The sequence below is a fragment of the Parafannyhessea umbonata genome (genome assembly GCF_900105025.1).
GTDB classification, from domain to species: Bacteria; Actinomycetota; Coriobacteriia; order Coriobacteriales; family Atopobiaceae; genus Parafannyhessea; species Parafannyhessea umbonata.
In genome coordinates this window covers 2,278,056-2,301,953 of the sequence record NZ_LT629759.1, presented here as the reverse complement: position 1 = coordinate 2,301,953, position 23,898 = coordinate 2,278,056, and the positions used below count along the sequence as shown (strand labels likewise).

Here is a 23,898-nt window from a genome sequence, read left to right as displayed (position 1 = left end):
CACTCTTTCCCGGGGCGTCGCGCCCCCTTGTCAATCAGTTACCGAGTTCGGCGTCGAGCCGATCGAGCAGCTCTTCTCCCCTGGCGTTGCGTGGCACGAGCCTGATGCCACGCGGCGGCTCCTGGCCGGGGGCGACCTCGCCGTCCAGGCGCGACACGAACACGTCCACGCGGTCGTCGCCGATCTCCCGCGAGAACTGCTCGCCCCACTCGATGAGGCACGGGCCGTCTGCGCCGAGCACGTCGAACAGCCCCGTGTCCTCCAGCTGGTCGGCGCTGTCCAGGCGGTACAGGTCGAAGTGGTACAGCGGCATGCGCGAGCCCTCGTAGACCATCTCGATGGTAAAGGTCGGGCTCGTCACGTCGTCCGTCACGCCCATGCCGCGCGCGACGCCCTTCGTGAGCTGCGTCTTTCCAGCGCCGAGGTCACCGGTCAGCACCAACACGTCCGTGGGACCAAGCACGCGCCCCAGCGCCTCGCCCAGGCCCATGGTCTCTTCCGCGGAGGTCGAGAAGAACTCGCCCCTGCCGCGCCTTGCCGCAATCTGCCCCATGGTCACTCCTTACTTCCGGCGTCGGTGCCCGCCTGCGCCGCGGGGTGCTCCCGCAGCCACGCGCCCACCATTGCGATGTCCTGCTGCAGAAGCGGCTGCCATTGCTCGTGGTACAGGCATGCCGCCGGGTGGAACGTGGGCACCACCGCGAAGTGCCCCGTCTGATACACGTGCCCGCGCAGGTGCGTGACGCCCTTGTCCGTGCGCAGCACGAACTGCGTGGCAAAGTTGCCCAGGCACACCAGGACGTCCGGCCACACGCTTCGGATCTGCTCGCGCAGAAACGGCGAGCATGCCTCTATCTCCTCCGGGCGCGGGTTGCGGTTGGAGGGCGGACGGCACTTGATTACGTTCGCGATGTACACCTGGTCGCGCGTGAGCCCCGCGAGCGAGAGGAGCGAGTCCAGGTTGTGGCCTGCCGCGCCCACGAACGGCTCGCCCTGCAGGTCCTCGTTTCTGCCCGGCCCCTCGCCTATGAACATGACGCGAGCGTGCGGGTCGCCCACGCCAAACACGATGTTCGTGCGGGTCTGGGCCAAGGGGCAAAGGCGGCAGTCGCCCAGCACGTCCCTTATCTCCTGCAGAGACACCTCTCCCGGCCGCTGGTGCTCGTGGCCGGGAATCCGCATGACCGGCATACGCGCCCCCTAGACGTAGATCCTGTCGAGGCGCTCGCTGAAGTTGCAGACAACCTCGTAGTTGATCGTGTCGCGGCGCGCTGCGAGTTCGTCGGCCGTAATCTCCTCGTCGCCGTCGCGGCCCATGATCGTCACGATATCGCCGCGCTGCACCGGCTGCGCGGGCTTGTACGCGCGCACGCTGTTGACGTCCACCGCAAACATGAACTGGTCCATGCAGATGCGACCCACCTGGCGGGCACGCGCGCCGTTCACGATCACGTCCATGTTGTTCGAGAGGCTGCGCGCAAGGCCGTCCGCATAGCCAATGGGCACGGTCGCGATCTGGATGCTCGGCTTTGGCACGCGGTACGTCAGGCCGTAGCCCACGCCCTCGCCCACGGCGGGGTTCGCCACGCGCGTCACGCGGCCGCGCACGCTCATCGCGGGCGTCAGGCTTATGCGCGGCGCCGTCGTCTCCGCAGGCTGCAGGCCGTACAGGCCAATGCCCACGCGGCACATGTCATAGTGGTACTCCGGGTGCAGCACGGTGCCCGGCGTATTGTCGCAGTGCGCGAGCCCCACCTCGAGCCCGGCCTGCCTCAGCGCGCCCACCGTGTCCGCAAAGCGCTGGGCCTGCTGCTTGAAGTCCCAGTCGCCGATCACGTCCGCCGTGGCGAAGTGCGTGAACGTGCCGGCGCACTCCAGGCCGCGATGGAAGTCGATCATGTGGCGAAACTCGACGGCGTCCTCCGGCATCACGCCGATGCGCGACATGCCGGTGTCGACGGCGAGGTGGTAGCGTCCCACCTTGCCCAGCGCCACGGCGCGCTCGCCGTACGCGAGCGCGAAGTCGCTGTCATACACCGCCGGCATGATGTCGTACTCCAGAAGGTCGTCCAGGCTCTCCAGCGGCGACTCGTTCAGCATCAGGATCGGCTCCGCGATGCCGCCGCGGCGCAGCTCTATGCCCTCGTCCACCGTCGCGACGGCAAACTGGTCCGCGCCGGCCTGGCGCATCACCTTCGCGCACTCCACGGCGCCGTGGCCGTACGCGTCGGCCTTCACGGCGCACATCATCTTGACACCCGGCTCCAAAAGCGCCTTGAACGCCCTCGTGTTCTTGCGGATGGCCGCAAGGCTCACCTCGACCCACGCCCACCTGTTCTTGGGATACGTAACTGGCATCTGTCCTCCACCTATTCCGCTCCGCCGGAGTCGGGGAAGGCCATCTGCTCCTCAAGAGCGTCCTCGGCAAGCCCCAGCGCATCGATAATGTCGCGTGCCATCGCGCCGCGAGAGCCAAAGCGCTCCGCGGCGATGGACCCCGCGTACCCGTGCACTTCGCACGCAAGCGAGCACAGCACGGGAATGTCCTCGTTGTCCACGTTCGACCGGGCGAGAAACGCCGCGATCACGCCCCCGAGCACGTCCCCGGACCCAGCGGTCGCCAAGGCGGCGGGGCCGGGCTTCGGCAGCACGGCGACGTCCACACCCACGCAGGCCGTCGCGGAACCCTTCGCGACGACGGTCAGCTCGGAGCCACCGTCCGCCCACACGATGCGGCGGGCGGCCTCCATGGCCGCGGTAAGCGACGCCGGCGGGGTGTCCTCCAGCCCCACCAGGCGGCCAAGCTCCCTGCGGTGCGGCGTCAGCACGAGCGGCGCGGCGCGGCGCAGCAGCTCCGGGAACTCGTCCGCCCTGTTCGACGTCAGGCGAGAAATGCAGTTCAGACCATCCGCATCGACCACCAGGGGAACCTTCGTCTCCAGGAGCCTCGACACCACGCCCACGGTGCCGGAGCTCACCCGCATGCCGGGGCCAACCAAGGTGGCCGTGCGCTTCTCGGCCAGCTCCGCCACGAGCTGGATCGCCTCGCTGGAGAACGTGCCGTCCCTGCCCGCCGGCAGCGCCAGCACGGGAATCTCCATCATGCGCGCCTGGATGATGGGCGCCACGGGCTCGGGCACGGCAAGCGTCACGTAGCCGGCGCCGGCGCGTGCCGCCGCCATGGCCGCCATCATGGGCGCGCCCACGAAGCGCGTCGAACCGCCAACCACCAGCACGGACCCGCGCGAGAACTTGTCGACGGCGTTCGAGGCGGGCTCGAGCACGTCTACGTAGTCGTCCAGGTCCGCACGCCATGCCACGGGGTCCGCCTCTATGGTCAGGCGCTCGGTCTGCTCGGCCAGCGGCGCCACGATGATGGCGCCACAGGCGTCGCGGCCGCTGTCGGAAAGCAGGCCGGGCTTCAGCACGAGCATGGTCACCGTGGTGTCCGCGATCACGCACTCGCCGTCCGCAAGGCCGGTCTGGGCGGAAAGGCCACTCGGCACGTCCACGGAAAGCACGCGCGCGCCGGACGCGTTTATGCAGGCGATCCAGATGTCGAACGGCGCCCGGGGCGTGCCGTGGAAGCCGGTGCCCAACATGGCGTCCACCACGACGTCCGTTCCAGAGAGAAGCTCTGCCACCTTGTCGCGCGGCGGGGCGACCACGATGCTGACACCGGCCGCCTGCGCGCTCTTCGCGACTACGCGCGCAAGGTCCCCCTGTATGTCATCCGGATCGACGGGGCTCACGACGGTGACGGCGACGCCCTTGCCGTGGAGCGTCTCCGCGGCGACCCAACCGTCGCCCCCGTTGTTGCCCAGGCCGCAGAAGACCGCGACGCTTCCAAGGTCGCCCATGCGGATGACCTCGCTCGCGACGGCGGAGCCCGCCCGGTGCATGAGCTCGGATATGCTGACGCCCACCTCCGTGAGCCCGGCCTCGACGCGCTTGACGTCTTCCACGTTCAGAACTGGCTGCATGTGCGCCTCACTCTCCCATCGAGCCCTCGAGCGGAAGCTCGTCTTCCCGGGGCTCCGCGGGACCATCGTCTCCAAGCGTATCCATTATGCCGTCCTGGAGCCGCTCGAGCTCGTCGATTATCGACTTTGCCTCCCTGAACGAGGCCTGGAACTCCTTCTTCGGGTCCGGGCCCTCGTCCGCATGCGGACGGACGTCGTCCGTCATGGCGACGGCATTCGCCACCGCAACGTCGTGCGTGCGCGAGAGCGACAGCACCACCTCGTCAATGCCACGCTCGTGGGCCGCCTCGGCCGCGCGTCCCGAGAGGATGGCGACCGGCCTGCCGCGCACGTCTCGTCCCACCGAGACATCCCGCATGCCGATACCCCCGAGAAGCCCGTGCCCAGCGCCTTCACCACGGCCTCGCGCGCGGCAAAGCGCGCGGCGTAGTGCTCGGCGGGGCGCGCCGTCGAGTCGCAGTACGCGCGCTCGTCGTCCGTGAACACCCGCGCCGCAAAGCTGGGGTGCCTCTTCAGGGCGCGCTCCATCCTTGCGATCTCGAGCATGTCCACGCCTATGCCAACGCGCGCCACGGCCTACTCCACGGTGACGGACTTCGCAAGGTTTCGCGGCTTGTCCACATCGCAGCCGCGTGCGCGCGCCACGTAGCGGGCCAGCAGCTGCAGGTGCACGACGGCCACGAGCGGCACGATCCACTCCTCGGGACACGGCGGAATCCACAGCACGTTCTCGCACAGCTTCGCCACGCGCTCGTCCCCGTCCGTCGCGACGGCCACGACGGTGGCGCCGCGCGCAATGGACTCCTCGATGTTGCTGACCGTCTTGTCGTGCACGTGGTCTGCCGGCACGATGGCAACCACGGGAAATCCCGGCTCCAGGAGCGCGATGGGGCCGTGCTTCATCTCGCCGGCGGGATAGGCCTCCGCGTGCAGGTAGCTGATCTCCTTCAGCTTCAGCGCGCCCTCGTACGCGGTGGTCGAGTTCACGCCGCGGCCCAGGAACAGCGCGGACTTCGCGTTGCGGAACACGCGCGCGGCCTGCTTGTCCTGCCACCTGCGGCTGATGACCTCCTCCATGAGGCCGGGCACCTGCTCCAAGCTCGCGAAGTGGCCGCGCACCTCGTCCTCGTCCATGCTCCCGTTCGCAAGGGCAAGGCGCAGGGCGAGAAGGGCGGACGCCACCATCTGCGCGGTGTACGCCTTCGTGGAGGCAACGCAGACCTCGGGACCGGCCTGGATGTACATCGTGCCGTCGGACTCGCGCGCAGCGGAGGAGCCGAGCACGTTCGTGATGGCAAAGACCTTGCAGCCGAGAGCCTTCATCCTCCTGGCGGCGGTCAGCGTGTCCGCCGTCTCGCCAGACTGGGTGATGATGACGCAGAGCGTGTGGTCGGTGACGAGCGGTTCCTTGTAGTTAAGCTCGGATGCGTACTCGCAGAACACGGGGATCTTCGCCCAGTCCTGCACAAGCTCGCGGGCGATGAGACTCACGTGGTACGACGTGCCGCAAGCGACCATGTACACGCGGTCGATCGCCGCGAGGTCGTCGTTGCTCATGGAGAGCTCGTCCAGCTCGACGCCGTGCTTTCCCAGGCGATCCTTCAGCAGGCGCGAGATGGCGGCCGGCTGCTCCGCGATCTCCTTCGCCATGAAGTCGGAGTAGCCGCCGAGCGTCGCCGCGGAGGCATCCCAGTCGATGTCGAGCGGCTTTGGGTGCTCGACCGCGTTGCCCTCGCGGTCGACGATGTCGATGGTGCCGTCCTCGTGCAGGGTGGCGATGTCGTAGTCGTCGAGCTGCAGGCAGTGCGACGTCGCCTTCGCGAGCGGCATGACGTCCGACGCGGCATAGGCGCCGTCCTTGGTGGACGCCACGACGAGGGGTGACGCCTTTCTCGTCACCACGACCTCGCCCGGGCAGTCCGCGCAGACGACGCCGAGCGCCCAGGAGCCCTCGAGCCTGTCGCAGGCATAGCGAACGGCCGAGGCGAGGTCGCCCCTCGCGGGTCCGCGCCATGCGTCCTCGATCAGGTGCGCCACGACCTCGGTGTCCGTGTCGCTCTTGAAGCTGTGACCCTCCGCCATGAGCTGGCGCCTCAGCGTCTCGTAGTTCTCGATGATGCCGTTGTGGACGACGGCGATGCGGCCGTCGCAGCTCGTGTGCGGGTGCGCGTTGCGGTCGGTCGGGGCGCCGTGCGTAGCCCAGCGCGTGTGGCCGATGCCCGTGGTGCCGACGAGGTTCGCCGCGTCGCAGCGCTCCTTCAGGGCGGCGACGCGCCCGGCCACCTTCACGAGGTGGAGGTTGTCGTCCGGCGAGAGCACGGCGACACCCGCGGAGTCGTACCCGCGATACTCCAGGGTCTGCAGCCCATAGAGGAGGAAGTCGATTGCCTCGCCCTTACCGGTGTATCCTACGACACCACACATTTGGTTACCTCCTGTGTATGCGCCCGAGGCGCAGCATACGTCCATAGTTAGGAGTCCATGGTACCAGCACTTGAAGCCGGCGCCGGGCGGCGCCCACAAAAGACACGGCGGCCAAACCCGCAGGCCATGAGTTGGAAACGCGCGCACGAAAAGGGCAGACGGCCCCAACCGGAGCCGCCTGCCCTTCTCGCCCGCGTAAACACGCAGGTATTTTTCCTGTCGCTACTCCTTGTACGGCTCGAGCGCGTCAATGACGATCGCATCCGCCTTCTGGCAGAGCTCGTCAGTGGGCGCCTCCGCAAGCACGCGGATGAGGGGCTCGGTGCCGGACGCGCGCACGAGCACGCGGCCGTTGCCCTCGAGGAACTCCTCGGCGCGCCTGACCGCGGCCTGGATGTCCTCGGAGGCCATGACGGCGTCCTTGTCCTGCACGCGCACGTTGATGAGGAGCTGCGGGTACAGCTTGACGGGACGCGTGAGCTCGGAGAGCTTCTCGCGCTCCGCGCGCAGGACCTCCATCACGCGCAGCGACGTCATGATGCCGTCGCCGGTCTTCTCAAGGTCGCCGAAGATGATGTGGCCGGACTGCTCGCCGCCGAGTGTGTAGCCGTTCTCCATCATGCACGCCCAGACGTTCTTGTCGCCGACCGCCGTGGAGACGTGGTCGATGCCCGCGGCGTCAAGCGCCTTGAAGAAGCCGAAGTTGCTCATGACGGTGGGGACGACGGTGTTCTTGGCGAGGCGGCCGTGCTTCGCGAGGTAGACGCCGCACACGTACATGATGAGGTCGCCGTCCACCACGTGTCCGCGCTCGTCCACCGCGATGCAGCGGTCCGCGTCGCCGTCGTAGGCGAAGCCGACGTCGAGCCCGTTCTTCACCACGAAGTCCTGCAGCCTCTCGATGTGGGTGCTGCCGCAGTCCACGTTGATGTTGAAGCCGCTTGGGGCGTTGTTGATCACGTGGGTCTCGGCACCCATGGCATCGAACACCGGACGCGCGACGGAGGACGCCGCGCCGTTCGCGCAGTCGAGGCCGACCTTCACGCCCTGCATGCTGAAGCCGCACGACGCAATGAGGTGCGCTATGTAGCGATTGCGCCCCTGCATGTAGTCCACGGTGCAGCCAATGGCGTCACCCGTGGCCAGGGGGACGTCGAACTCGCCGTCGATGTATGACTCGATCTGCTCGAGGACGTCTTCCTCCATCTTGTAGCCCTCGGTGTTCACGAGCTTGATGCCGTTGTCCGTGTAGGGGTTGTGAGACGCGGTGATCATGATGCCGCAGTCGAAGCCGCCATCCGCGGTCTCGTACGCGAGGCCGGGCGTCGGGATGACGTGGAGCATGTACGCGTCCGCACCGGACGCGACGAGCCCGGCGACAAGAGCGCTCTCGAACATGTAGCTGGAGCGCCTCGTGTCCTTACCCAGGATGACGCGGGCCTTCTTGCCCACGCGGGCGCCGTAGTGCCAGCCGACGAAGCGGCCGATCTTGTACGCGTGCTCGACGTCTAGCCCCTCGTTGGCCACGCCGCGGAACCCGTCCGTACCAAAGTACTTCATAGCAGACCTCTCTCGTGTGAGACGCGGCGCCCGGAGGTCACCGTTGCCTACGTTAACACTGTAACGAAAAAGGGCCTGCCGACCAGAGTCGACAGGCCCTCCGTACGTGCATTGAAAGCCAGTGGGCCTTAGCGCTTGGAGAACTGCGGGCGCTTGCGGGCCTTCTTCAGGCCGTACTTCTTGCGCTCGACGGCGCGAGAGTCACGGGTGAGGAAGCCGGCCTTCTTGAGGTCGGCGCGGTACTCGCCAGCCTCGAGGAGGGCGCGGGCGATGCCCAGGCGGAGTGCGCCGGACTGGCCGTTGATGCCGCCGCCATCGCAGTTGGCGAGGACGTCGAAGCGGTTAACGGTGTCCGTCACGCGGAACGGAGCGAGTGCGTTGTCAACGAGCTGCTGACGGCCAAAGTAGTTGAGGGCGTCACGGCCATTGACGGTAACCTTGCCGGTGCCGGGAACGAGGCGAACGCGGGCGGTTGCCTCCTTGCGACGGCCGGTGCCGGTGTAAACAGCGGTGTTGTCAGCCATCGGTTAAGCCTCCAGATCGATCTTGACGGGGTTCTGAGCGGCGTGCGGGTGCTCGGGGCCAGCATAGACCTTGAGCTTCGTCGCCTGCTGGCGGCCGAGGGACGTGTGGGGAAGCATGCCCTTGATGGCGTGCTCGACGACACGCTCGGGGTGCTTCTCCATGGCCTCCTTGAAGGACTCCTTCTTCAGGCCACCCAGCCATCCGGAGTAGCGCCAGTACTCCTTGTGGTCGGCCTTGACGCCGGTAAGCTGGACCTTGTCGGCGTTGATGACCACCACGAAGTCACCCGTGTCGGTGTTGGGGGTGTACTGGGGCTTGTTCTTACCACGAAGGATCATGGCAGCCTTGGTAGCGAGGCGGCCAAGGGTGGCGCCGTCGGCGTCGATGAGCACCCAGTTGCGCTGGACCTCACCCTTCTTGGCGTAATGAGTCGACTTGTTCACTTGACTCCTCCATGTGCTTACTAAACAGAACGCGTTTTCCTGTGAGATTACGGGGCTCAGTGGAAAAGCTTTAGAAGTATACAACACCGTGGCGTGCTCGACACAAAACACGACATTCCCACACAAAAGACGCGGTTCGGGCCCGGACGCATCGTCCGGGCCCGATCGTCATGCCTTTGGTCGGTACGTGCCTTGGCAGGCCTCTACCCCACCAGGATCTTCAGGTCGTCGTCCACGTTCGTGATGCCGGCGATGCCGAAGTTGTCCACGAGGACCTTCGTCACGTTCGGCGAGAGGAATGCGGGCAGCGTCGGCCCAAGGTGGATGTTCTTGACGCCAAGGGCAAGAAGGGCGAGAAGAACGATGACTGCCTTCTGCTCGTACCACGCAATGTTGAAGGCCAGGGGCAGGTCGTTCACATCGTCCAGGCCGAAGATCTCCTTCAGCTTCAACGCGATGAGCGCAAGGGAGTAGGAGTCGTTGCACTGGCCGGCGTCAAGCACGCGCGGGATGCCGGTGCCGGGGACGTTGCCCAGGCCGAGCTTGTTGTACTTGTACTTGGCGCAGCCGGCCGTGAGGATGACGACGCTCTCGGGCAGCGCACGGGCGAAGTCCGTGTAGTAGCTGCGGCTCTTCGCGCGGCCGTCGCAGCCGGCCATCACGACGAACTTGGTGATCTTGCCGGTCTTCACGGCGTCGACCACCTGGTCGGCAAGGGCGAAGACCTGGTCGTGGGCAAAGCCGCCCACGATGGAGCCCTCCTCGATCTTGGTGGGCGGCTCGCAGGTGCGGGCGAGCTCGATCAGCGCCGAGAAGTCCTTCTCGCCCTGCTCGTTAGCCTCGATGTGGGTGCAGCCGGGGTAGCCCGCCGAGCCGGTGGTGAACATGCGGCCCTTGTAGGAGTCGCGCGGGGGCACGATGCAGTTGGTGGTCATGAGGATCGGGCCGTTGAAGCTCTCGAACTCCTCGTTCTGTTTCCACCAGGCGTTGCCGTAGTTGCCGACGAGGTTGTCGTACTTCTTCAGCGCGGGGTAGTAGTTCGCGGGGAGCATCTCGGAGTGGGTGTACACGTCGATGCCGGTGCCCTTGGTCTGCTCGAGCAGCATCTCGAGGTCGCGCAGGTCGTGGCCGGAAACGAGGATGCCGGGGTTCGAGCGCGGCTCGATGCTTACCTCCGTCACCTCCGGGCTGCCGTACGCGCCGGTGTTCGCGGCGTCCAGAAGCGCCATGCCGTCCACGCCGTGCTTGCCGAGCTCGAGGGTGAGCGCGACGAGGTCGTCCACGCCCAGCGTGTCATCGAGGGTCTTCGCCAGGGCCTCCTGCATGAACGCGTCCACGGACTCGTCGTACTTCAGCAGGGCGTTCGCATGCGCCGTGTACGCGGAGAGGCCCTTCACGCCGTAGGTGATGAGCTCGCGCAGGCTGCGCACGTCCTCGTCCGCGCACGCAAGCACGCCGACCGTGGCGGCCTTCGCCGCGAAGTCCGCGTCCTCGCCGCTCCAGAGCGCGGCCTCGGGCAGGCCGTCCGTGTCGCCCAGGCGCGCGAGGAGCGACGCCTTCACGCTCAGCGTCCTGGCGATGCGCTCGCGGATGGCGGCCTCGTCGAAGTTGGCGTTCGTGATGGTGTGGAACATGTTCGTTGCGACGAGGCTGTTCACGCCGCGCGACACGGACTCGCCCTTCGCGCGCAGCGCGCTCGTCACGGCAGACAGGCCCCTCGTCACGTAGACAAGGAGGTCCTGCATGGCGGCGACCTCCGGCGACTTGCCGCACACGCCGCGAATCGTGCAGCCCTTGCAGCCTGCGGTCTCCTGACACTGGTAGCAGAACATCTTAGGGTCCATCAAGCACCTCTCTCTGACGCGCGGCCCCCGCCGCGTTTTTCGACAATGAAGAGCCTATGCCAGATGTGCGATGTAATCAGTTGCATTTGCAACAGCTACCGAGTTGGCCACAAGCCGCACACGCGCGCTACGCGTTGTGACCGATGAACGCCGCGATCTCTTCCAGGCGGGCCTCTGCCTGCTGGCGCCCCTTCACGTAGAGCGAGAGCAGCGCGCCGCCGTCCGCGCCGGTGACGTCCACGGTGACGGGGTCTTCCGGCGCGATAACCAGCACGCGCGGGTCCTGCTCCCTCTCCATGGCAAAAAGCAGGTCGCGCTGGGCGTTATAGCGCAGGTAGCGCGTCTCGAGAGCGTGGGTGAAGTACGGGTAGGCGTCGTAGCGGTGGCTGCGCAGCACCAGGCCCTCGTTGCCAAGGCTCTTTACGTAGTCGCGGTCGCGCGTGAGCACCACGACGGCCCTCTGCGCGCCGTCGTAGCCCTCGACCTTGCGCGTGCCGTCTGCGCCGAGCGCCACCTCGAACGGGATGGAGTCCGTGGTGCCGCCGTCCAGGTAGCGGTGGCCACCCACCTCCACCATCTGGGACACGCCCGGCATCGAGGCGGACGCCTGCACCTTGGCCACGTCCTCCGGGAAGCTCTTGCACTCAAGGTAGTCCGCCGTGCCGAACACCACGTTGGACGCGACGCTGAACATGCGAAGCGGGTTTCTGTTGAACGTCTCCACGTCGCAGGGATCCAGCACGTTCTGGACCTCCTCGTACATGAACTCGCCGCCGGCGATGTTGCCCGTGGTCAGAAGCGACCAGAACGACATGAACCTGCGGTCGTCCCTAAACGCGAGCATGATGCGGGCCGTGCGGCCGATCTGGCGGCTCTTGAAGCTCGACGCGCTGATGGAGCCGGCCGAGACGCCCCACACGCTGCCGAAGTCGTACAGGCCGTGCTCCATCAGGACGTCGAGCACGCCCGCCGTGAACATGCAGCGAAATCCTCCGCCCTCCAGAACGAGGGCCGTGTCTTGGGCCGCCATGGGCGTCCCCCTCTCTGTTGGGGCCGGGGCGCGCCGCGCCATGCCGGCCATGCGTAGCAAAACGGCGCCGCACCCCTTGCGGGGCGGGCGCCGACGAAGTCCATGGTGGAGGCGCGGAGAATCGAACTCCGGTCCAAAGCAGCTCCCTGGCAGGTGTCTACAAGCTTAGTCGCCAATTGGATCTTGGACGCCGCGCACTTGGCGACCCGCGCTTGGCGTCCCAGCCGGTTCTTGCTTTTCCCTGGGCATACCGACTACGTCCCAGAGAGCATCTCCCTAAATGACGTCGCACCGGGGACGGGAGCGATCCCGGGATTGACGGCTGCTAGTTAATAATTAAGCAGCGAGGGCATAGCCCTGGTAAGAATCGTTGTCAATTAAATTTGACGGTACCCCTGTTTTACGTGGCGAGGAGACCACGGCCTGCTGCCCACCTCAGAACTACCCTGTCGAAACCAGTCGCCCCCATGAGGTGCTTGGGGCCGAATGCCACCATGCGTCTGTCAAAGTGCCGTCCGGGCCACGCCCGAGCATGTTAAGTCTACCCAACTTCTTGCGCGCCAGACACCACGACTTTTCGCGGCGCCCTCTTGCCCGGGCGCCTGGGCGAGAAGGGCGAGGCCACGCACCGGCGCGACCCCGCCCTTGCGCGCGTGCGCCAGAGCGCTGCGGAGGCTACTCCTCCACCAGCTCGAACTGATCCGGGCCAACGCCGCAGACGGGGCAGACGTAGTCCTCGGGCAGCTCGGGGGTGTCGACCTCGACCTCGTAGCCGCAGACCGTGCAAACGAACTTGTAGGTCTTCTTCTCGTCAGCCATGGTGTTTCCTCTCTCTATTTGGTCGTCCGCGTTCGCGGAACCGTCCCCAGTGTTTGCGACCTCCTTCGGAACGTACGAGGAGGCCTTCGGCGGCGTCTTTCCCTTCAGCACCGTGTGGTAGTAAGCATACGTGAGCGGGTCCGCATCGCCAAGGGTCCTGGCGTCCTGCACTTCTCCCACAAACACCATGTGGGTGCCCACGTCCAGCGTCGCCACGACCTTGCACGAAACGACGGCAAGCACGTGCGGCAGCGGGTAGCGGTCGCCGAGCGCCGTCACTGCGGAGTCGATGCCCGCGAACTTGTCGACGTCCGCGGAGGACTTGAAGCCAAAGCGGCCCACGTACTCCATGTCACACGTCACGTCCAGCGGGCAGAGCGCGAAGTGGCTGGCGTCCAGGATCGCCTGCTGCGTGTGGTTCTGCTTGTTGACGACGACCTCTATCTGCAGCGGTGTGCTCGTGAGCTGCAAGCCGGTGTTGATGAGGCACGCCGAGGTGCCATCGGCTCCGGACGCAGATACGACGTAGAGCCCGGACGTAAACTTCGCGAACGCGGTAGTGTCCATCTGTTCCTCCAAACGCACTCCTTCGCCCCACGCGGGGCGCTTACAGACATTCTAGGGTCGCGCACCGGCGCGGCAAGACCCCGCGCAGCAAGCGTGGCCCCCGCACGCTAAGCGCGGCTGCGCTCCTTCAGCACGCGGCGAATCTCGCGGTCGGCATCGCGGCGCGCCATGTCCGCGCGCTTGTCGTACAGCTTCTTGCCCGTGGCGAGCGCGATGGTGAGCTTCACGCGGTTGTGCTCGTCGAAGTACATCTGAAGCGGCACGATGGCAACGCCCTTCGTGCGGAGCTTCTGCTCCATGTAATCTATCTGCCTGCGGTGCAGCAGCAGCTTGCGCCGGCGGTCCGGATCAGGGTTCCACACGCCGCCGTTCACGTACGGGTGGATGTGCATGCCGTTCAGCCACACCTCGCCACCGCGTATGAGCACGAACGTGTCCGTCAGCTGCGCCGCGCGGTCGCGCAGGCTCTTCACCTCCGCGCCCGTGAGCTCGATGCCCGCCTCGAACGTCTCGTCGATCGCATAGTTGTGGCGCGCGGCACGGTTCTTCGATATGACCTTGATGCCGGGGCGTCCGCCCTTCGCCTTGCTAGCGGCCATCTGCGTCACCCCCGGCCGTGCCGTCGGCGCCATCCGGCGCGTCCTTCTCGCCCGGCGCGCCTTGGCCCGGCGTGGCACCCCGGTCCGCCGCAAGGTCCGCGTCGCTCTGGCGGATCAGCCTCAGCAGCGCCATGGAGGCGTCCTCGCCCACCAGGTCGCGGGCGCGCACCGTAAGGTTGGTCGCAACGTCCTGCTGGCCGGCCTGCGCGGCGTCCGTGGCGCACATCAGCAGGCAGATGGCGATCTCTGCGTTGGCACCGTCCGGCAGGCCCTCCTGGGCGAGAAGATCGCGGGCCTCGTCGTCGCCCACCAGGTCCGGGTCGTGCGTGGTGCCGGTCGCCTGGTCAAGCGCCTGGTCGAGCGCATGCTCCCTCACGCCCAGGCGGCGCCCCGCGCGCAGCGCCGCCGCGGCCGTGCGCGGCTTCTGCTGCACCAGGAAGTACTCGCTGAAGTTCGCGAACGCCCGCGCGAGGTGGCGCGCGTCGCTCGCCCGCTCGAACACGGAGTACGTGAGCGCAAGGTACTCGTTTATGTCGCCGTTCATGCGGAAGAGGTCCGCAAGGTTCAGGCGGTTCTCGCACCCCATGGGGTTCCAGCGCACCGCCTGCTTCAGGGCGTTCGTCGCAATGTCGTAGTCGCCGGTGTGCACGGCCGCAAGCGCAAGGTCGCCGTACAGCCGGTCCATGGGCTCGCCCACGTCACGCAGCTCGCGCGGGTCCTTCTCCACGCGGCGGTACGCCAGCCGCTCGAAGATCGTGGGGAAGCTGAACCACTGCACCTCGTCCGTCGTGGGGCAGTTGCGGTCCACGTACTCCTCCGCGTCCTCCGCGATGCCCAAGAGCACGGAGAGCGCCTCGTCGTTCTGTCCCTCTATCATCAGGGCCTCCGCGTGAGCCAGGCCCTCCGTCATTCCACTTTCGTCCATGTTCCTCCAGCGGCCGCGCCGCCCTCGTGCCCCGCCCGCGGCGGGATTGCGTATGTGTCTAAGGCTACCCGTTGCGGGTCACTTTGATGCACGCGACGTCGCGAGCGAGGTTCCCCGCGCCGGCGCGAAGTCTATCAGCCCGCGCGCCGGGTTCGTTCCCGTGACGGTCACGGCCACGCGCTGCCCGCAGCGCCACGAGCGTCCGGACGACTCGCCCGTCAGGCACAGGCGCTTCTCGTCGTACGCAAACCACTCGTCGCCAAGCGCGCCCACGGGCACCAGCCCCTCCGCGCACGTGTCGTCCAGCTCGACGAAGAGCCCGTAGCGCTCCACGCCCACGATGACGCCCGAGAAGGACTCACCCACGTGGCTGGCAAACAGCTCCGCCATCTTGACCTTCTGCGTGTCGCGGGCCGCGCCATCCGCGAGGCGCTCGCGGTCAGAGCACGTGCGGCACAGCTGAGGCAGGTTTCGCGCCACGTCCAGCTGCTCGCGGCTTTGCGCGCGCCCCTCGAGCTGCGCCCTGAGCGCGCGGTGCACGACGTCGTCCGGGTAGCGCCTGATGGGCGACGTGAAGTGGCAGTACGCCTTCGCGCCCAGCGCGTAGTGCCCCTCGTTATGCGGCAGGTAGACGGCCCGCTTTTGCGCGCGCAAAAGAAGCGTCGTCGCCAGCGCCTCGCCCGCGGTGCCGCGCGCGGCCGCAAGCACCTGCCGGATGGCAAACGGATCGCCTGCGACCACGCGGTCCGCGAGCTCGCCCTTTGCAAGCCCCAGCTCCGCAAGGACCGGTATGGTCCCTGCAAGCTCCTCCGGCGACGGCTGCTCGTGCACGCGGTACGCCGCCGGCGCCTCCGCCTCCGCCAGCATTCGCGCAACGCTCTCGTTCGCGATGAGCATGGCCTCCTCCACCAGGCTCGTCGCGCGCGTCTTGCGACGGACCGTCACCCCCACGGGCACGCCCTTCTCGTCCAGGCGGACCTTCGCCTCGCGGGTGTCGAAGTCAATGGCGCCACGCTCGGCCCGACGCGCGACCCTCAGCGCCGCAACCTGGTCAAGCACCGCGATGGCCTCCGACACCCGCGGCGCTACGTCCGGCGCACACGGCAGCCCCGCCGGCTCCACGCGGCCATCCAGGAGCGCGTCCACCGTGTCGTAGTCCAGCCGCGCGACCGAGCGTATGGCCGTGGGAAACGCCTGCGCGTCCGTCACGTTGCCGCGGCGATCCAGACGCATGACGACGCTCATGCACAGCCGGTCCTCGCCCGGCCTGAGCGAGCACACGTCGTTGCACAGACGCTCCGGCAGCATGGGCAGCACACGGTCCACCAGGTAGACGGAGCATCCACGGCGCTTGGCCTCGTTGTCGACGGGCGAGTTCCACGGCACGTAGTGCGTCACGTCCGCGATGTGGACCTCAACCTCGAAGCCGTCGTCCGTGCGCCGGGCGCCCACGGCGTCGTCGAAGTCGCGGGCGTCCGTGGGGTCGATGGTGAAGACGCAGCTTGAGCGCATGTCGCGGCGCAGCGGGTCGCTGGCGAGTGCTGCCGCGACGTCGACGGTGATGGCGTCCGCCTGCGCGAGCGCCGCAGAGGGGAACTCTCCCGGCAGGTCGTACGACGCGATGACGGACTCCACGTTGAGGTCGAGCTCCGCCGACGGGCCCACGCGCCGGTCTATGGTGACGACGCCGGCGCTGTGGCGGCCGGGGTACTCCGTGATGCGGGCGGACACGACGTCGCCCTCCCCCACGCCCAGGCGCGAGGCGCTTCGGTCCTCCGGGACCACGAAGAAGTCCCGCTTGATCCGGGCGTCCAGCGGCACAACGACCCCCAGCGGGTCAAGGTGCCTGTAAACGCCCAGAAACGTCGTTGTCGCGCGCGAGACGACGTTCTGCACGCGCGCAAGTTTTTCTCGCCCGCGCGCTTCCTGGAGGCTAACCTGCACCTCGTCGCCGCTCATGCCCTCGCGAATGCCTCCGCGCGCCACGGAGAACGTCCCCTCCGGCGTCTGCACCTCCGCGACGCCGGGCCTCATCACGCGCAGCGTACCGGTGAGAAGGACGTGCGCCTTGCGCTTGCCCTCCCGTCCGGGACGGCGACGGTTGGACCTGTGCGGGCGCTTGCGTCCCATGCGAGACCTCCTTTGGTATGGAAAGGCGGCGTGACCCGCAGGCCGCGCCGCCTTTCACAAGGACGATGCCGGTTGCTTGGCTAGACCTTGAGGTAGCGCCTCATGGCAATCATAGAGCCAAACATGCCGAGGAGCATGCCGATTACGATGAGCCCCGCGTACGTGCCGGCCAGCACGTGTGCCGGCAGGTCGAACGAGAGGAACTTCAGGCTGTTCTGGAGCCTGGGCATGACGACGGCGAGACCGCCGTTGAGCGCGACGACCGCCAGAACCGAGCCGAAGAGCGCCTCGAGCAGGCCCTCCATCATGAACGGCCCGCGGATGAAGCCATTAGACGCACCGACCAGGCGCATGATAGCGATCTCGCGGCGACGCGCCGAGATGGCGAGACGGATGGTGTTGTTGATGAACACGAACGCGATGAACGCGAGGAGCGCCACAAGCACGATCGCACCGATGCGCAGGTAGTACGTGACGCTGAACAGGCGCTCCACCGTCTCGCGGCCGTACTGGACGGAGTCGCTGGGGTTGGAGCCGTTGTCCGCGACCTTCGCGAAGTCCGCGTCCTTGATGAGCTTGTTTGCCACCTTCTCCACGTCCTGCGGATCCGACAGCTTGATGACGAGCGAGGCGGGCACGGGGTTCTCGCCGTCGAGGGCGGCGACGGCGTCCGCGGCATTGCGGTTGCTCATCGTCTCCTTGTACTGCTTGAGCGCCTCCTCCTTGCTCTTGTACGAGACGGACTCAACGTACTTCCAGCCGTCGACCTTCTTCTGGAGCGCCTCGACGGCCGTCTTGTCCGCGTTGTCCGAGAGGAACGCCTGGATGGTGACGCGGTCCTCTACGTTGCCGACGAGGTTGCCGACGAGTACGGAGCCGAGCACGAACATGCCGATCACGAAGAGCGACAGGAAGATGGTGACGATTGCCCCAAGGACCGTGGACCAGTTGCGACGGAAGTGGCGGAAGGCCTCGTGGAGCGAATACCCAATGTTAGATGGCACCATAGAAGCCGTAGCCTCCCTTCTCCTGATCGCGCACCACATGGCCGGCCTCGAGGGCGATCACGCGCCTGCGCATGGAATCGACCATCTCGCGGTCATGGGTCGCCATGACGACGGTGGTCCCCGTACGGTTGATGCGGTCGAGCAGCCTCATGATGCCGAGCGAGATGGCCGGGTCGAGGTTGCCCGTCGGCTCGTCGCACACCAGAAGTGGCGGACGGTTGACCATCGCGCGGGCGACGGAAACGCGCTGCTGCTCGCCGCCGGAGAGCTGGTCAGGGTAGTTGTCCATCTTCTCGGCGAGGCCGACGAGACGCAGCGTCTCAGGCACCTGGACCTTGATGACCGCACGCGGCTTGCCGATGCACTCGAGCGCGAACGCGACGTTCTCATACACCGTCTTGTCCGGCAGGAGCTTGAAGTCCTGGTAGACCGTACCGATCTGGCGGCGGAGGTACGGGACCTTTCTGTCACGCAGCTTCGTGAGGTCCTGGCCCGCGACGATGACCTTGCCGCTCGTGGCGCGCAGCTCGCGCGTGAGGAGCTTGAGCAGGGTCGACTTGCCCGAGCCGGAGTGGCCGACGACGAACACGAACTCGCCGGGATAGATGTCGAGGCTCACGCCGTCGAGCGCGGGCTTGTTGGGCTGGGCCGGGTAGATGAGTGTTGCGTTTCGAAGCGAGATGGTCGGCCTGCCCGTGTGGGGTACCACGCGGTTGCCGTCATCCTGCAGGGGTGCGAAGACGCTTTTTGTCTCTGGCTGCGACTCGATGTCGCCCGCGGTCTGGGACACCACGAGGCCCTCGCCCTGCGGCGCCTGCGGCGCGTCCTCGGGGGTGTGCGCCGTTACCGTGGTGACGGGCTGCAGGGGCTCGGCGCCCGCGGGCGCCTGGGGCGTGGGGTCTGCCGGCGCCTGCGCGACCGGCGCCGCGTGCGCCGCCGTGCTGCGGACGTTTGCCGCCTCCTCCCGCGCGATGGCGTCTACATGGGACTGCGGGTCGATGGACCCGTCGCCCTGGACCGCATCGGCCTGCGGGACCTGCGGACTCGTGGAGTCAAGCCTGTCGTCCCCCTGCCGCTCGCTGCTGCGAAAGTGGTTGGCCACTAGAGCTCCTTTTTCTACAAAGCGATACTGACAGAATCTGATTAAGTTTACCCAGAAACGCAGGTGCAGAGCATGGCAACGCCGGCGTAGCACAGATTAACCAGAGCGCTCCAAAAAGGCCAAGGCACCTACGAGCCTATGCGCGTGAAACCCTCGCCGAAGGCCTCGTGTACCTCGGAGACGACCACAATCGCGTCGGGATCGAGCTCGCCCACGATCTGCTTCAGGCGGGCGGTCTCGGTCCTGCCGCACACGCACATGAGGACGGGACGGTCGTTTCCGCTCCACACGCCGCGCGCCTTGAGCTCTGTGCAGCCACGGCCGAGGTCGTACATGATGGCGTTTGCGATCTCCTCGTGCTTGCCCGATATGATGTACGCCATGCGCGCGGTGCGCGGGCCGTCGACGACCGCGTCGATCACGCGCCCGCCCAAGTACATGGCGATTCCAGCGAACAGGGCGTTCCGAAGCGAGAACACCGGGACGGACGCGATGACGATCACGCCGTCGACAAGCATGCTCAGCGTGCCCAGCGGCATGCCGATGCGCTTTGCGATGAGCTGCGCCACGATGTCCGTGCCGCCGGTGTTGCCACCAGAAAGAAAGACGACGCCAACTCCCGCGCCTACGAACACGCCGCCCCAGATGGCAGAAATCAGCAGTTCGCCGTGGGTGGGCACCGGAAGCACGGGAGCAAGCGCATCGATCATGAAGCCGGACACCAAGATGCCGGCGATGCTGCGCGTCACATAGGACCAGTCGCGCGTGCGCAGCACCACGTACACCAAAAGCAGGACGTTCATCGCAATGGTCTGCATACCGACGGGAAGCGTAACGCCCGCCGCCTTGCCCACTGCGTAGATGATGGTCGCCAGTCCCGTGAGGCCGCCGGCCGCGATGCCGTTTGGCAGCTCGAAGCAGTCGATTCCGATGGCAAACAGCACCGACCCCGCAACTATCAGGAGCGCGTCCTTCGCGGCGCGCCTCCAGTCGAACCCATGCCTCATTCGCCACCCCCGCCAACGCGCCACCTGTGATAGCCGATCACAAACGGGTCGAGGTCGCCGTCCTTCAGCACGGCGTCCACGTTGCCCGTCTCGATGCCCGTCCGCAGGTCCTTCACCATCTTGTACGGATACAGGACGTAGCTCCTGATCTGGTTGCCAAAGCCTATGTCGCGCTTCGGGCCGCGCAGCTCGTCGATCTCGGCCTCGCGCTTCGCGAGCTCGCGCTCATACAGGCGGCTGCGCAGGATGCCCATCGCGATGGCCTTGTTCTGGATCTGGCTGCGCTCGTTCTGGCACGTGACGACCGTGCCGGTGGGTATGTGCGTTATTCTCACCGCGGAGTCGGTGGTGTTGACCCCCTGTCCGCCGTGGCCCGTCGCGTGGTAGACGTCTATCCGCAGGTCTTGGGGGTCGATGTCCACGGTCACGTCGTCCGGCAGCACTGGCAGAACCTCCACGCCCGCAAACGTGGTCTGACGGCGTTTCTTGTCGTCGGTGGGAGATATCCTCACCAGCCGGTGCACGCCCTGCTCCGCACGCAGCATGCCATAGGCGTTCCGGCCGGATACCGTGAACGTCGCCCGGTCGATGCCGATGACGTCCGCCACGGGGGCGTCGTTCACGTCCACCTTCCAGCCACGCCGCTCGCAATAGCGCAGGTACATGTGAAACAGCATGTCGCACCAGTCCTGCGCCTCGAGACCGCCCTGCCCGGGCGTCACCGTCACAATGGCGTCACCGTGATCGAACTCCCCCGTGAACCACGTGGAGAGCTCCAGCTCCCCGAGGTCCGAGACCAGCCGCTCCAGCGTCGAGCCCGCCTCGGCGAGAAGGTCCTCGTCTCCGGTCTCCTCGCCCAACTCAAGCGCGGCCTTCACGTCCTCGAGCTCCGAGCGTGCGGAGTCGATGGCCACGACGTCCTCCTTGGCGCGCGTCAGCTGCTCCATGGTCCTGCTCGCGCCCTCGGCATCCTCCCAGAACCCGGGCTCGGCGCTCAGCTTCTCGAGCTCGGCCACCTTGCCGCGCTTCTCGTCCACATGGAGGTAGGCCTCCACCTTGTCGAGCCTTTCGGATAGCCCCTCGATGTCTTCTCTGGAGATCTCAGTCATTTCCCACGCTTTGCTATCGGTTTCTGCCGTGGCAGTTCTTGAACTTCTTGCCGCTTCCGCAGGGACAAGGGTCGTTGCGTCCGACCCCCACGTACGGGTCGGGGTCGTCAGCCTTGCGATACGTCGCCGGCTTTTCCGGAGAGGCCATGTGCCTCGTGCCGCCAGGGGCGCCCGCACGCTCGCTCATCTCCGCCCTGTGGGAGGACTGGTCGCCGTCCACGTCTGCGGGGCCGGAGTACTTCGCGCCCCTCAGATCGTCGGACTCATCGGCCTCCGTCAGCGGCGCCGCAAGTTCCAGGCGCAGGATCGTTCGCAGGAAATCCTCGTACATCGTGTTCACGAGCTCGGTAAACGCCGCGAACGCCTCCGTCTTGTACTCCACGAGCGGATCGCGCTGGCCAAAGCCTCGAAGCCCGATGCCGGTCTTCAGATAGTCCATCTCCTGCAGGTACGCCATCCACCTCGTGTCGATCACGCGCAGCATCACCTGGGCGGAGAGCTGCTGCATGATGTCGTCGGACAGCAGCCTCGACTTCGCGTCGTAGCACTCGATCACGTAGTCGTACACGGCGTCCGAAATGGCATCGCGGTCCTCGTCGTCCTCGAACTCCGGCAGGTCCGTCCTGCCGGTGAGCTCCACGACCCACTTGCGCAGGCCCTCGGTGTCCCAGTCGCTCGGATCGACGTTCTCGCCGCAGAACTCCCGCACCCTGCGATTGACGGTCCCGCGGGTCACCTCCGCGACGTGGGCCACGAGATCCTTGCCGTCCAGGATCTTGTTCCTCTCCTCGTAGATCACCTGGCGCTGCTTGTTCATGACGTCGTCGTAGTCGAGGACGTTCTTACGCATGGCAAAGTTGATCTCCTCCACCTTGCGCTGGGCGCTCTCCACGGCCTTCGTGACCATCTTCGCCTGGATGGGCATGTCGTCCGGCATGTCGTACTTCGTCATCATCGCGGAGATGCGGTCCATGCGGTCTCCGCCGAACAGCCTCATCAGGTCGTCCTCGAGCGAGAGGTAGAACTGCGTCTCGCCGGGGTCGCCCTGGCGGCCGGCGCGTCCGCGCAGCTGGTTGTCGATGCGTCGGCTCTCGTGGCGCTCGGTGCCGATCACGCACAGTCCGCCAGCCGCGAGCACGTGCTCCTTCTCGCGCGAGCAGATCTCCCTCGCCTTCTCCAGGTACGGCGCGCGCATCTCTGCGGTCACGCCCTCGCTCACGTCGATGCCGTCGTCCTGCATGAGGTCGATCGCAAGCACGTCGGGGTTGCCGCCCAAAAGGATGTCCGTACCACGGCCGGCCATGTTCGTGGCGATGGTGACGGCACCCTCGCGGCCGGCCTGCGCCACAATCTGCGCCTCGCGCTCGTGGAACTTCGCGTTAAGCACCGCGTGCTTGATGCCGCGCTTGTCCAGAATGCGCGAGAGACGCTCGGAGCTCTCAATCGACACCGTGCCCACCAGAACGGGCTGGCCGGTCGCATGGCGCTTCGCCACGTCGTCGGCCACGGCGTTGAACTTCGCCTCGACCGTCCTGTACACCAGGTCGTCGTGGTCGATGCGCTGCACGGGCTTGTTTGGCGGAATCACCTGCACCGGCAGGTTGTAGATCTCCCTGAACTCCGCGTCCTCCGTCATGGCGGTTCCCGTCATGCCCGAGAGCTTGTCGTAGAGGCGGAAGTAGTTCTGCAGCGTGATGGTCGCGAGCGTCTGGTTCTCCTCGCGAATGTACACGCCCTCCTTCGCCTCGATCGCCTGGTGCAGGCCCTCAGAGTAGCGCCTGCCCTCCATGATGCGGCCCGTGAACTCGTCGACGATCTTGACCTCGCCGTCCACCACGACGTACTGCTGGTCCCTGTGGAACATGTACTGCGCCTTCAGGGCCTGCTGCAGGTGGTTCACGAGCTGACCGGACATGTCCGAGTAGATGTTGTCGATGCCCAGGCTCCGCTCGATCTTCCTCAGGCCCTGGTCCGTCGCCGCGATGGTGTGCTTCGCCTCGTCCATCTCGAAGTCGACGTCAGGCGTCAGCCCCCTGACGGCGCGCGCGAAGTCCTTGTACGTGCTCGCGGATTTCGTTCCCGCACCAGAGATGATGAGCGGCGTCCTCGCCTCGTCGATCAGGATGGAGTCGACCTCGTCCACGATCGCGAAGTGGTGTCCGCGCTGCACGCGCATGTCCGCGCGGCCGACCATGTTGTCACGCAGGTAGTCGAAGCCAAACTCCGAGTTCGTGCCATACGTCACGTCCGCGTTGTACGCGGGCTTCTTCATGTCCAGCCTCATGCCGTTCTGCAGGATGCCGACGTTCATGCCCAGGAACTTGTAGACCTGGCCCATCCACTCGCTATCGCGCTTCGCGAGGTAGTCGTTCACGGTAACGATGTGCACGCCCTCGCCCGGAATCGCGTTCAGGTAGCCGGCAAGCGTCGACACGAGCGTCTTGCCCTCGCCGGTCTTCATCTCCGCGATCATGCCCCGATGGAGCGCGATGCCGCCAATCACCTGCACGTCAAAGTGCCTCATGCCAAGCGTCCTGACCGACGCCTCCCTCACCGTGGCAAATGCCTCAGGGAGAAGATCGTCCAGCGTCTCGCCGTTGGCATACCTCTCACGGAAGAGCGCGGTCTGGCCCCTAAGCTCCTCGTCACTCAACGCCTTGATCTGCGGCTCGAAGTCGTTGACCTTCTCGGCTATTGCTTCAAACTCCTTAAGCTGCTTATCCGCGCCATGAGAAAGCAATTTAGAAAAAAAGTTTGGCATAATCTTTCCTCTGGACATCAGCCTGCGCGGCGACCGCGGGCATGTTAATCAACGCTCCCACTT

20 protein-coding genes, 1 other RNA gene and 2 pseudogenes are annotated in these 23,898 nt (G+C 66.4%); all 23 read right to left on the bottom strand.

Annotation, left to right across the window (positions count from 1 at the left end):
• Positions 1 to 34: 34 nt before the first annotated feature.
• The 23 genes and pseudogenes from tsaE to secA all read right to left on the bottom strand — a co-directional run bounded on the left by tsaE (position 35) and on the right by secA (position 23,835).
• A complete protein-coding gene (tsaE, locus tag BLT96_RS10280) occupies positions 35 to 553 on the bottom strand; it encodes a tRNA (adenosine(37)-N6)-threonylcarbamoyltransferase complex ATPase subunit type 1 TsaE (protein ID WP_090846819.1) in 519 nt (172 codons plus the stop codon).
• 2 nt (positions 554 to 555) lie between these two features.
• A complete protein-coding gene (locus tag BLT96_RS10275; protein ID WP_090846821.1) occupies positions 556 to 1,191 on the bottom strand; it encodes a uracil-DNA glycosylase in 636 nt (211 codons plus the stop codon).
• A gap of 9 nt (positions 1,192 to 1,200) precedes the next feature.
• Positions 1,201 to 2,358, bottom strand: coding sequence for an alanine racemase (alr, locus tag BLT96_RS10270; RefSeq protein ID WP_090864006.1), 1,158 nt, complete (start codon positions 2,356 to 2,358; stop codon positions 1,201 to 1,203).
• 11 nt (positions 2,359 to 2,369) lie between these two features.
• Positions 2,370 to 3,983: an NAD(P)H-hydrate epimerase gene (locus tag BLT96_RS10265; RefSeq protein WP_090864004.1), complete on the bottom strand. Its 1,614-nt coding sequence runs from the start codon at positions 3,981 to 3,983 to the stop codon at positions 2,370 to 2,372.
• Positions 3,984 to 3,990: 7 nt separating this feature from the next.
• On the bottom strand, positions 3,991 to 4,326 hold the full coding sequence (locus tag BLT96_RS10950) for a holo-ACP synthase (protein WP_336433201.1): 336 nt from the start codon (positions 4,324 to 4,326) through the stop codon (positions 3,991 to 3,993).
• A 74-nt stretch (positions 4,327 to 4,400) separates the two neighbouring features.
• Positions 4,401 to 4,511 (bottom strand): annotated as a pseudogene (locus BLT96_RS10945) (holo-ACP synthase); the annotation flags it as partial.
• 48 nt (positions 4,512 to 4,559) lie between these two features.
• A complete protein-coding gene (gene glmS / locus BLT96_RS10255) occupies positions 4,560 to 6,407 on the bottom strand; it encodes a glutamine--fructose-6-phosphate transaminase (isomerizing) (RefSeq protein ID WP_090864002.1) in 1,848 nt (615 codons plus the stop codon).
• 222 nt (positions 6,408 to 6,629) lie between these two features.
• Positions 6,630 to 7,967 carry a phosphoglucosamine mutase gene (gene glmM / locus BLT96_RS10250; protein WP_090846831.1) on the bottom strand — a complete coding sequence of 446 codons (1,338 nt, stop codon included), beginning with the start codon at positions 7,965 to 7,967 and terminating at the stop codon, positions 6,630 to 6,632.
• A gap of 128 nt (positions 7,968 to 8,095) precedes the next feature.
• Positions 8,096 to 8,491, bottom strand: a complete 396-nt coding sequence (rpsI, locus tag BLT96_RS10245; RefSeq protein WP_090846833.1) for a 30S ribosomal protein S9 — start codon at positions 8,489 to 8,491, stop codon at positions 8,096 to 8,098.
• Between the two features lie 3 nt (positions 8,492 to 8,494).
• Positions 8,495 to 8,935: a 50S ribosomal protein L13 gene (rplM, locus tag BLT96_RS10240; protein ID WP_090846835.1), complete on the bottom strand. Its 441-nt coding sequence runs from the start codon at positions 8,933 to 8,935 to the stop codon at positions 8,495 to 8,497.
• A 203-nt stretch (positions 8,936 to 9,138) separates the two neighbouring features.
• Positions 9,139 to 10,779: a hydroxylamine reductase gene (hcp, locus tag BLT96_RS10235; RefSeq protein WP_090864000.1), complete on the bottom strand. Its 1,641-nt coding sequence runs from the start codon at positions 10,777 to 10,779 to the stop codon at positions 9,139 to 9,141.
• Positions 10,780 to 10,906: 127 nt separating this feature from the next.
• Positions 10,907 to 11,809 (bottom strand): patatin-like phospholipase family protein, encoded by a 903-nt coding sequence (locus BLT96_RS10230; RefSeq protein ID WP_090863998.1) that lies wholly within the window; start codon positions 11,807 to 11,809, stop codon positions 10,907 to 10,909.
• A gap of 103 nt (positions 11,810 to 11,912) precedes the next feature.
• Positions 11,913 to 12,276, bottom strand: a transfer-messenger RNA (tmRNA) gene (gene ssrA / locus BLT96_RS10225).
• Between the two features lie 208 nt (positions 12,277 to 12,484).
• Positions 12,485 to 12,628: a rubredoxin-like domain-containing protein gene (locus BLT96_RS10750; protein WP_197674403.1), complete on the bottom strand. Its 144-nt coding sequence runs from the start codon at positions 12,626 to 12,628 to the stop codon at positions 12,485 to 12,487.
• A 135-nt stretch (positions 12,629 to 12,763) separates the two neighbouring features.
• Positions 12,764 to 13,195 (bottom strand): annotated as a pseudogene (locus tag BLT96_RS10220) (flavin reductase family protein); the annotation flags it as partial.
• Positions 13,196 to 13,302: 107 nt separating this feature from the next.
• Complete coding sequence (gene smpB, locus BLT96_RS10215; RefSeq protein WP_090864354.1) at positions 13,303 to 13,794, bottom strand: SsrA-binding protein SmpB; 492 nt, start codon at positions 13,792 to 13,794, stop codon at positions 13,303 to 13,305.
• A complete protein-coding gene (locus BLT96_RS10210) occupies positions 13,784 to 14,719 on the bottom strand; it encodes a hypothetical protein (RefSeq protein ID WP_197674350.1) in 936 nt (311 codons plus the stop codon). Before BLT96_RS10210 ends, smpB begins: the two co-directional genes overlap by 11 nt.
• 78 nt (positions 14,720 to 14,797) lie before the next feature.
• A complete protein-coding gene (locus BLT96_RS10205) occupies positions 14,798 to 16,849 on the bottom strand; it encodes a ribonuclease R family protein (RefSeq protein WP_090863994.1) in 2,052 nt (683 codons plus the stop codon).
• 80 nt (positions 16,850 to 16,929) lie between these two features.
• On the bottom strand, positions 16,930 to 17,856 hold the full coding sequence (ftsX, locus tag BLT96_RS10200) for a permease-like cell division protein FtsX (RefSeq protein WP_090846844.1): 927 nt from the start codon (positions 17,854 to 17,856) through the stop codon (positions 16,930 to 16,932).
• The gene (gene ftsE / locus BLT96_RS10195) at positions 17,843 to 18,958 is read right to left on the bottom strand and encodes a cell division ATP-binding protein FtsE (protein WP_090863992.1); all 1,116 of its coding nucleotides are present in this window, start codon (positions 18,956 to 18,958) and stop codon (positions 17,843 to 17,845) included. Before ftsE ends, ftsX begins: the two co-directional genes overlap by 14 nt.
• Positions 18,959 to 19,086: 128 nt before the next feature.
• Positions 19,087 to 19,965, bottom strand: coding sequence for a YitT family protein (locus BLT96_RS10190; RefSeq protein WP_090846849.1), 879 nt, complete (start codon positions 19,963 to 19,965; stop codon positions 19,087 to 19,089).
• Positions 19,962 to 21,074, bottom strand: coding sequence for a peptide chain release factor 2 (prfB, locus tag BLT96_RS10185; RefSeq protein WP_090846851.1), 1,113 nt, complete (start codon positions 21,072 to 21,074; stop codon positions 19,962 to 19,964). Before prfB ends, BLT96_RS10190 begins: the two co-directional genes overlap by 4 nt.
• A 13-nt stretch (positions 21,075 to 21,087) precedes the next feature.
• Positions 21,088 to 23,835: a preprotein translocase subunit SecA gene (gene secA / locus BLT96_RS10180; protein WP_090863990.1), complete on the bottom strand. Its 2,748-nt coding sequence runs from the start codon at positions 23,833 to 23,835 to the stop codon at positions 21,088 to 21,090.
• Positions 23,836 to 23,898 lie beyond the last annotated feature (63 nt).

Coding starts and splice junctions, on each gene's coding strand:
- tsaE (WP_090846819.1), bottom strand. CDS start 553: ATGGGGCAGATTGCGGCAAGGCGCGGCAGGGGCGAGTTCTTCTCGACC.
- BLT96_RS10275 (WP_090846821.1), bottom strand. CDS start 1,191: ATGCCGGTCATGCGGATTCCCGGCCACGAGCACCAGCGGCCGGGAGAG.
- alr (WP_090864006.1), bottom strand. CDS start 2,358: ATGCCAGTTACGTATCCCAAGAACAGGTGGGCGTGGGTCGAGGTGAGC.
- BLT96_RS10265 (WP_090864004.1), bottom strand. CDS start 3,983: ATGCAGCCAGTTCTGAACGTGGAAGACGTCAAGCGCGTCGAGGCCGGG.
- glmS (WP_090864002.1), bottom strand. CDS start 6,407: ATGTGTGGTGTCGTAGGATACACCGGTAAGGGCGAGGCAATCGACTTC.
- glmM (WP_090846831.1), bottom strand. CDS start 7,967: ATGAAGTACTTTGGTACGGACGGGTTCCGCGGCGTGGCCAACGAGGGG.
- rpsI (WP_090846833.1), bottom strand. CDS start 8,491: ATGGCTGACAACACCGCTGTTTACACCGGCACCGGCCGTCGCAAGGAG.
- hcp (WP_090864000.1), bottom strand. CDS start 10,779: ATGGACCCTAAGATGTTCTGCTACCAGTGTCAGGAGACCGCAGGCTGC.
- BLT96_RS10230 (WP_090863998.1), bottom strand. CDS start 11,809: ATGGCGGCCCAAGACACGGCCCTCGTTCTGGAGGGCGGAGGATTTCGC.
- BLT96_RS10750 (WP_197674403.1), bottom strand. CDS start 12,628: ATGGCTGACGAGAAGAAGACCTACAAGTTCGTTTGCACGGTCTGCGGC.
- smpB (WP_090864354.1), bottom strand. CDS start 13,794: ATGGCCGCTAGCAAGGCGAAGGGCGGACGCCCCGGCATCAAGGTCATA.
- BLT96_RS10210 (WP_197674350.1), bottom strand. CDS start 14,719: ATGGACGAAAGTGGAATGACGGAGGGCCTGGCTCACGCGGAGGCCCTG.
- BLT96_RS10205 (WP_090863994.1), bottom strand. CDS start 16,849: ATGGGACGCAAGCGCCCGCACAGGTCCAACCGTCGCCGTCCCGGACGG.
- ftsX (WP_090846844.1), bottom strand. CDS start 17,856: ATGGTGCCATCTAACATTGGGTATTCGCTCCACGAGGCCTTCCGCCAC.
- BLT96_RS10190 (WP_090846849.1), bottom strand. CDS start 19,965: ATGAGGCATGGGTTCGACTGGAGGCGCGCCGCGAAGGACGCGCTCCTG.
- prfB (WP_090846851.1), bottom strand. CDS start 21,074: ATGACTGAGATCTCCAGAGAAGACATCGAGGGGCTATCCGAAAGGCTC.
- secA (WP_090863990.1), bottom strand. CDS start 23,835: ATGCCAAACTTTTTTTCTAAATTGCTTTCTCATGGCGCGGATAAGCAG.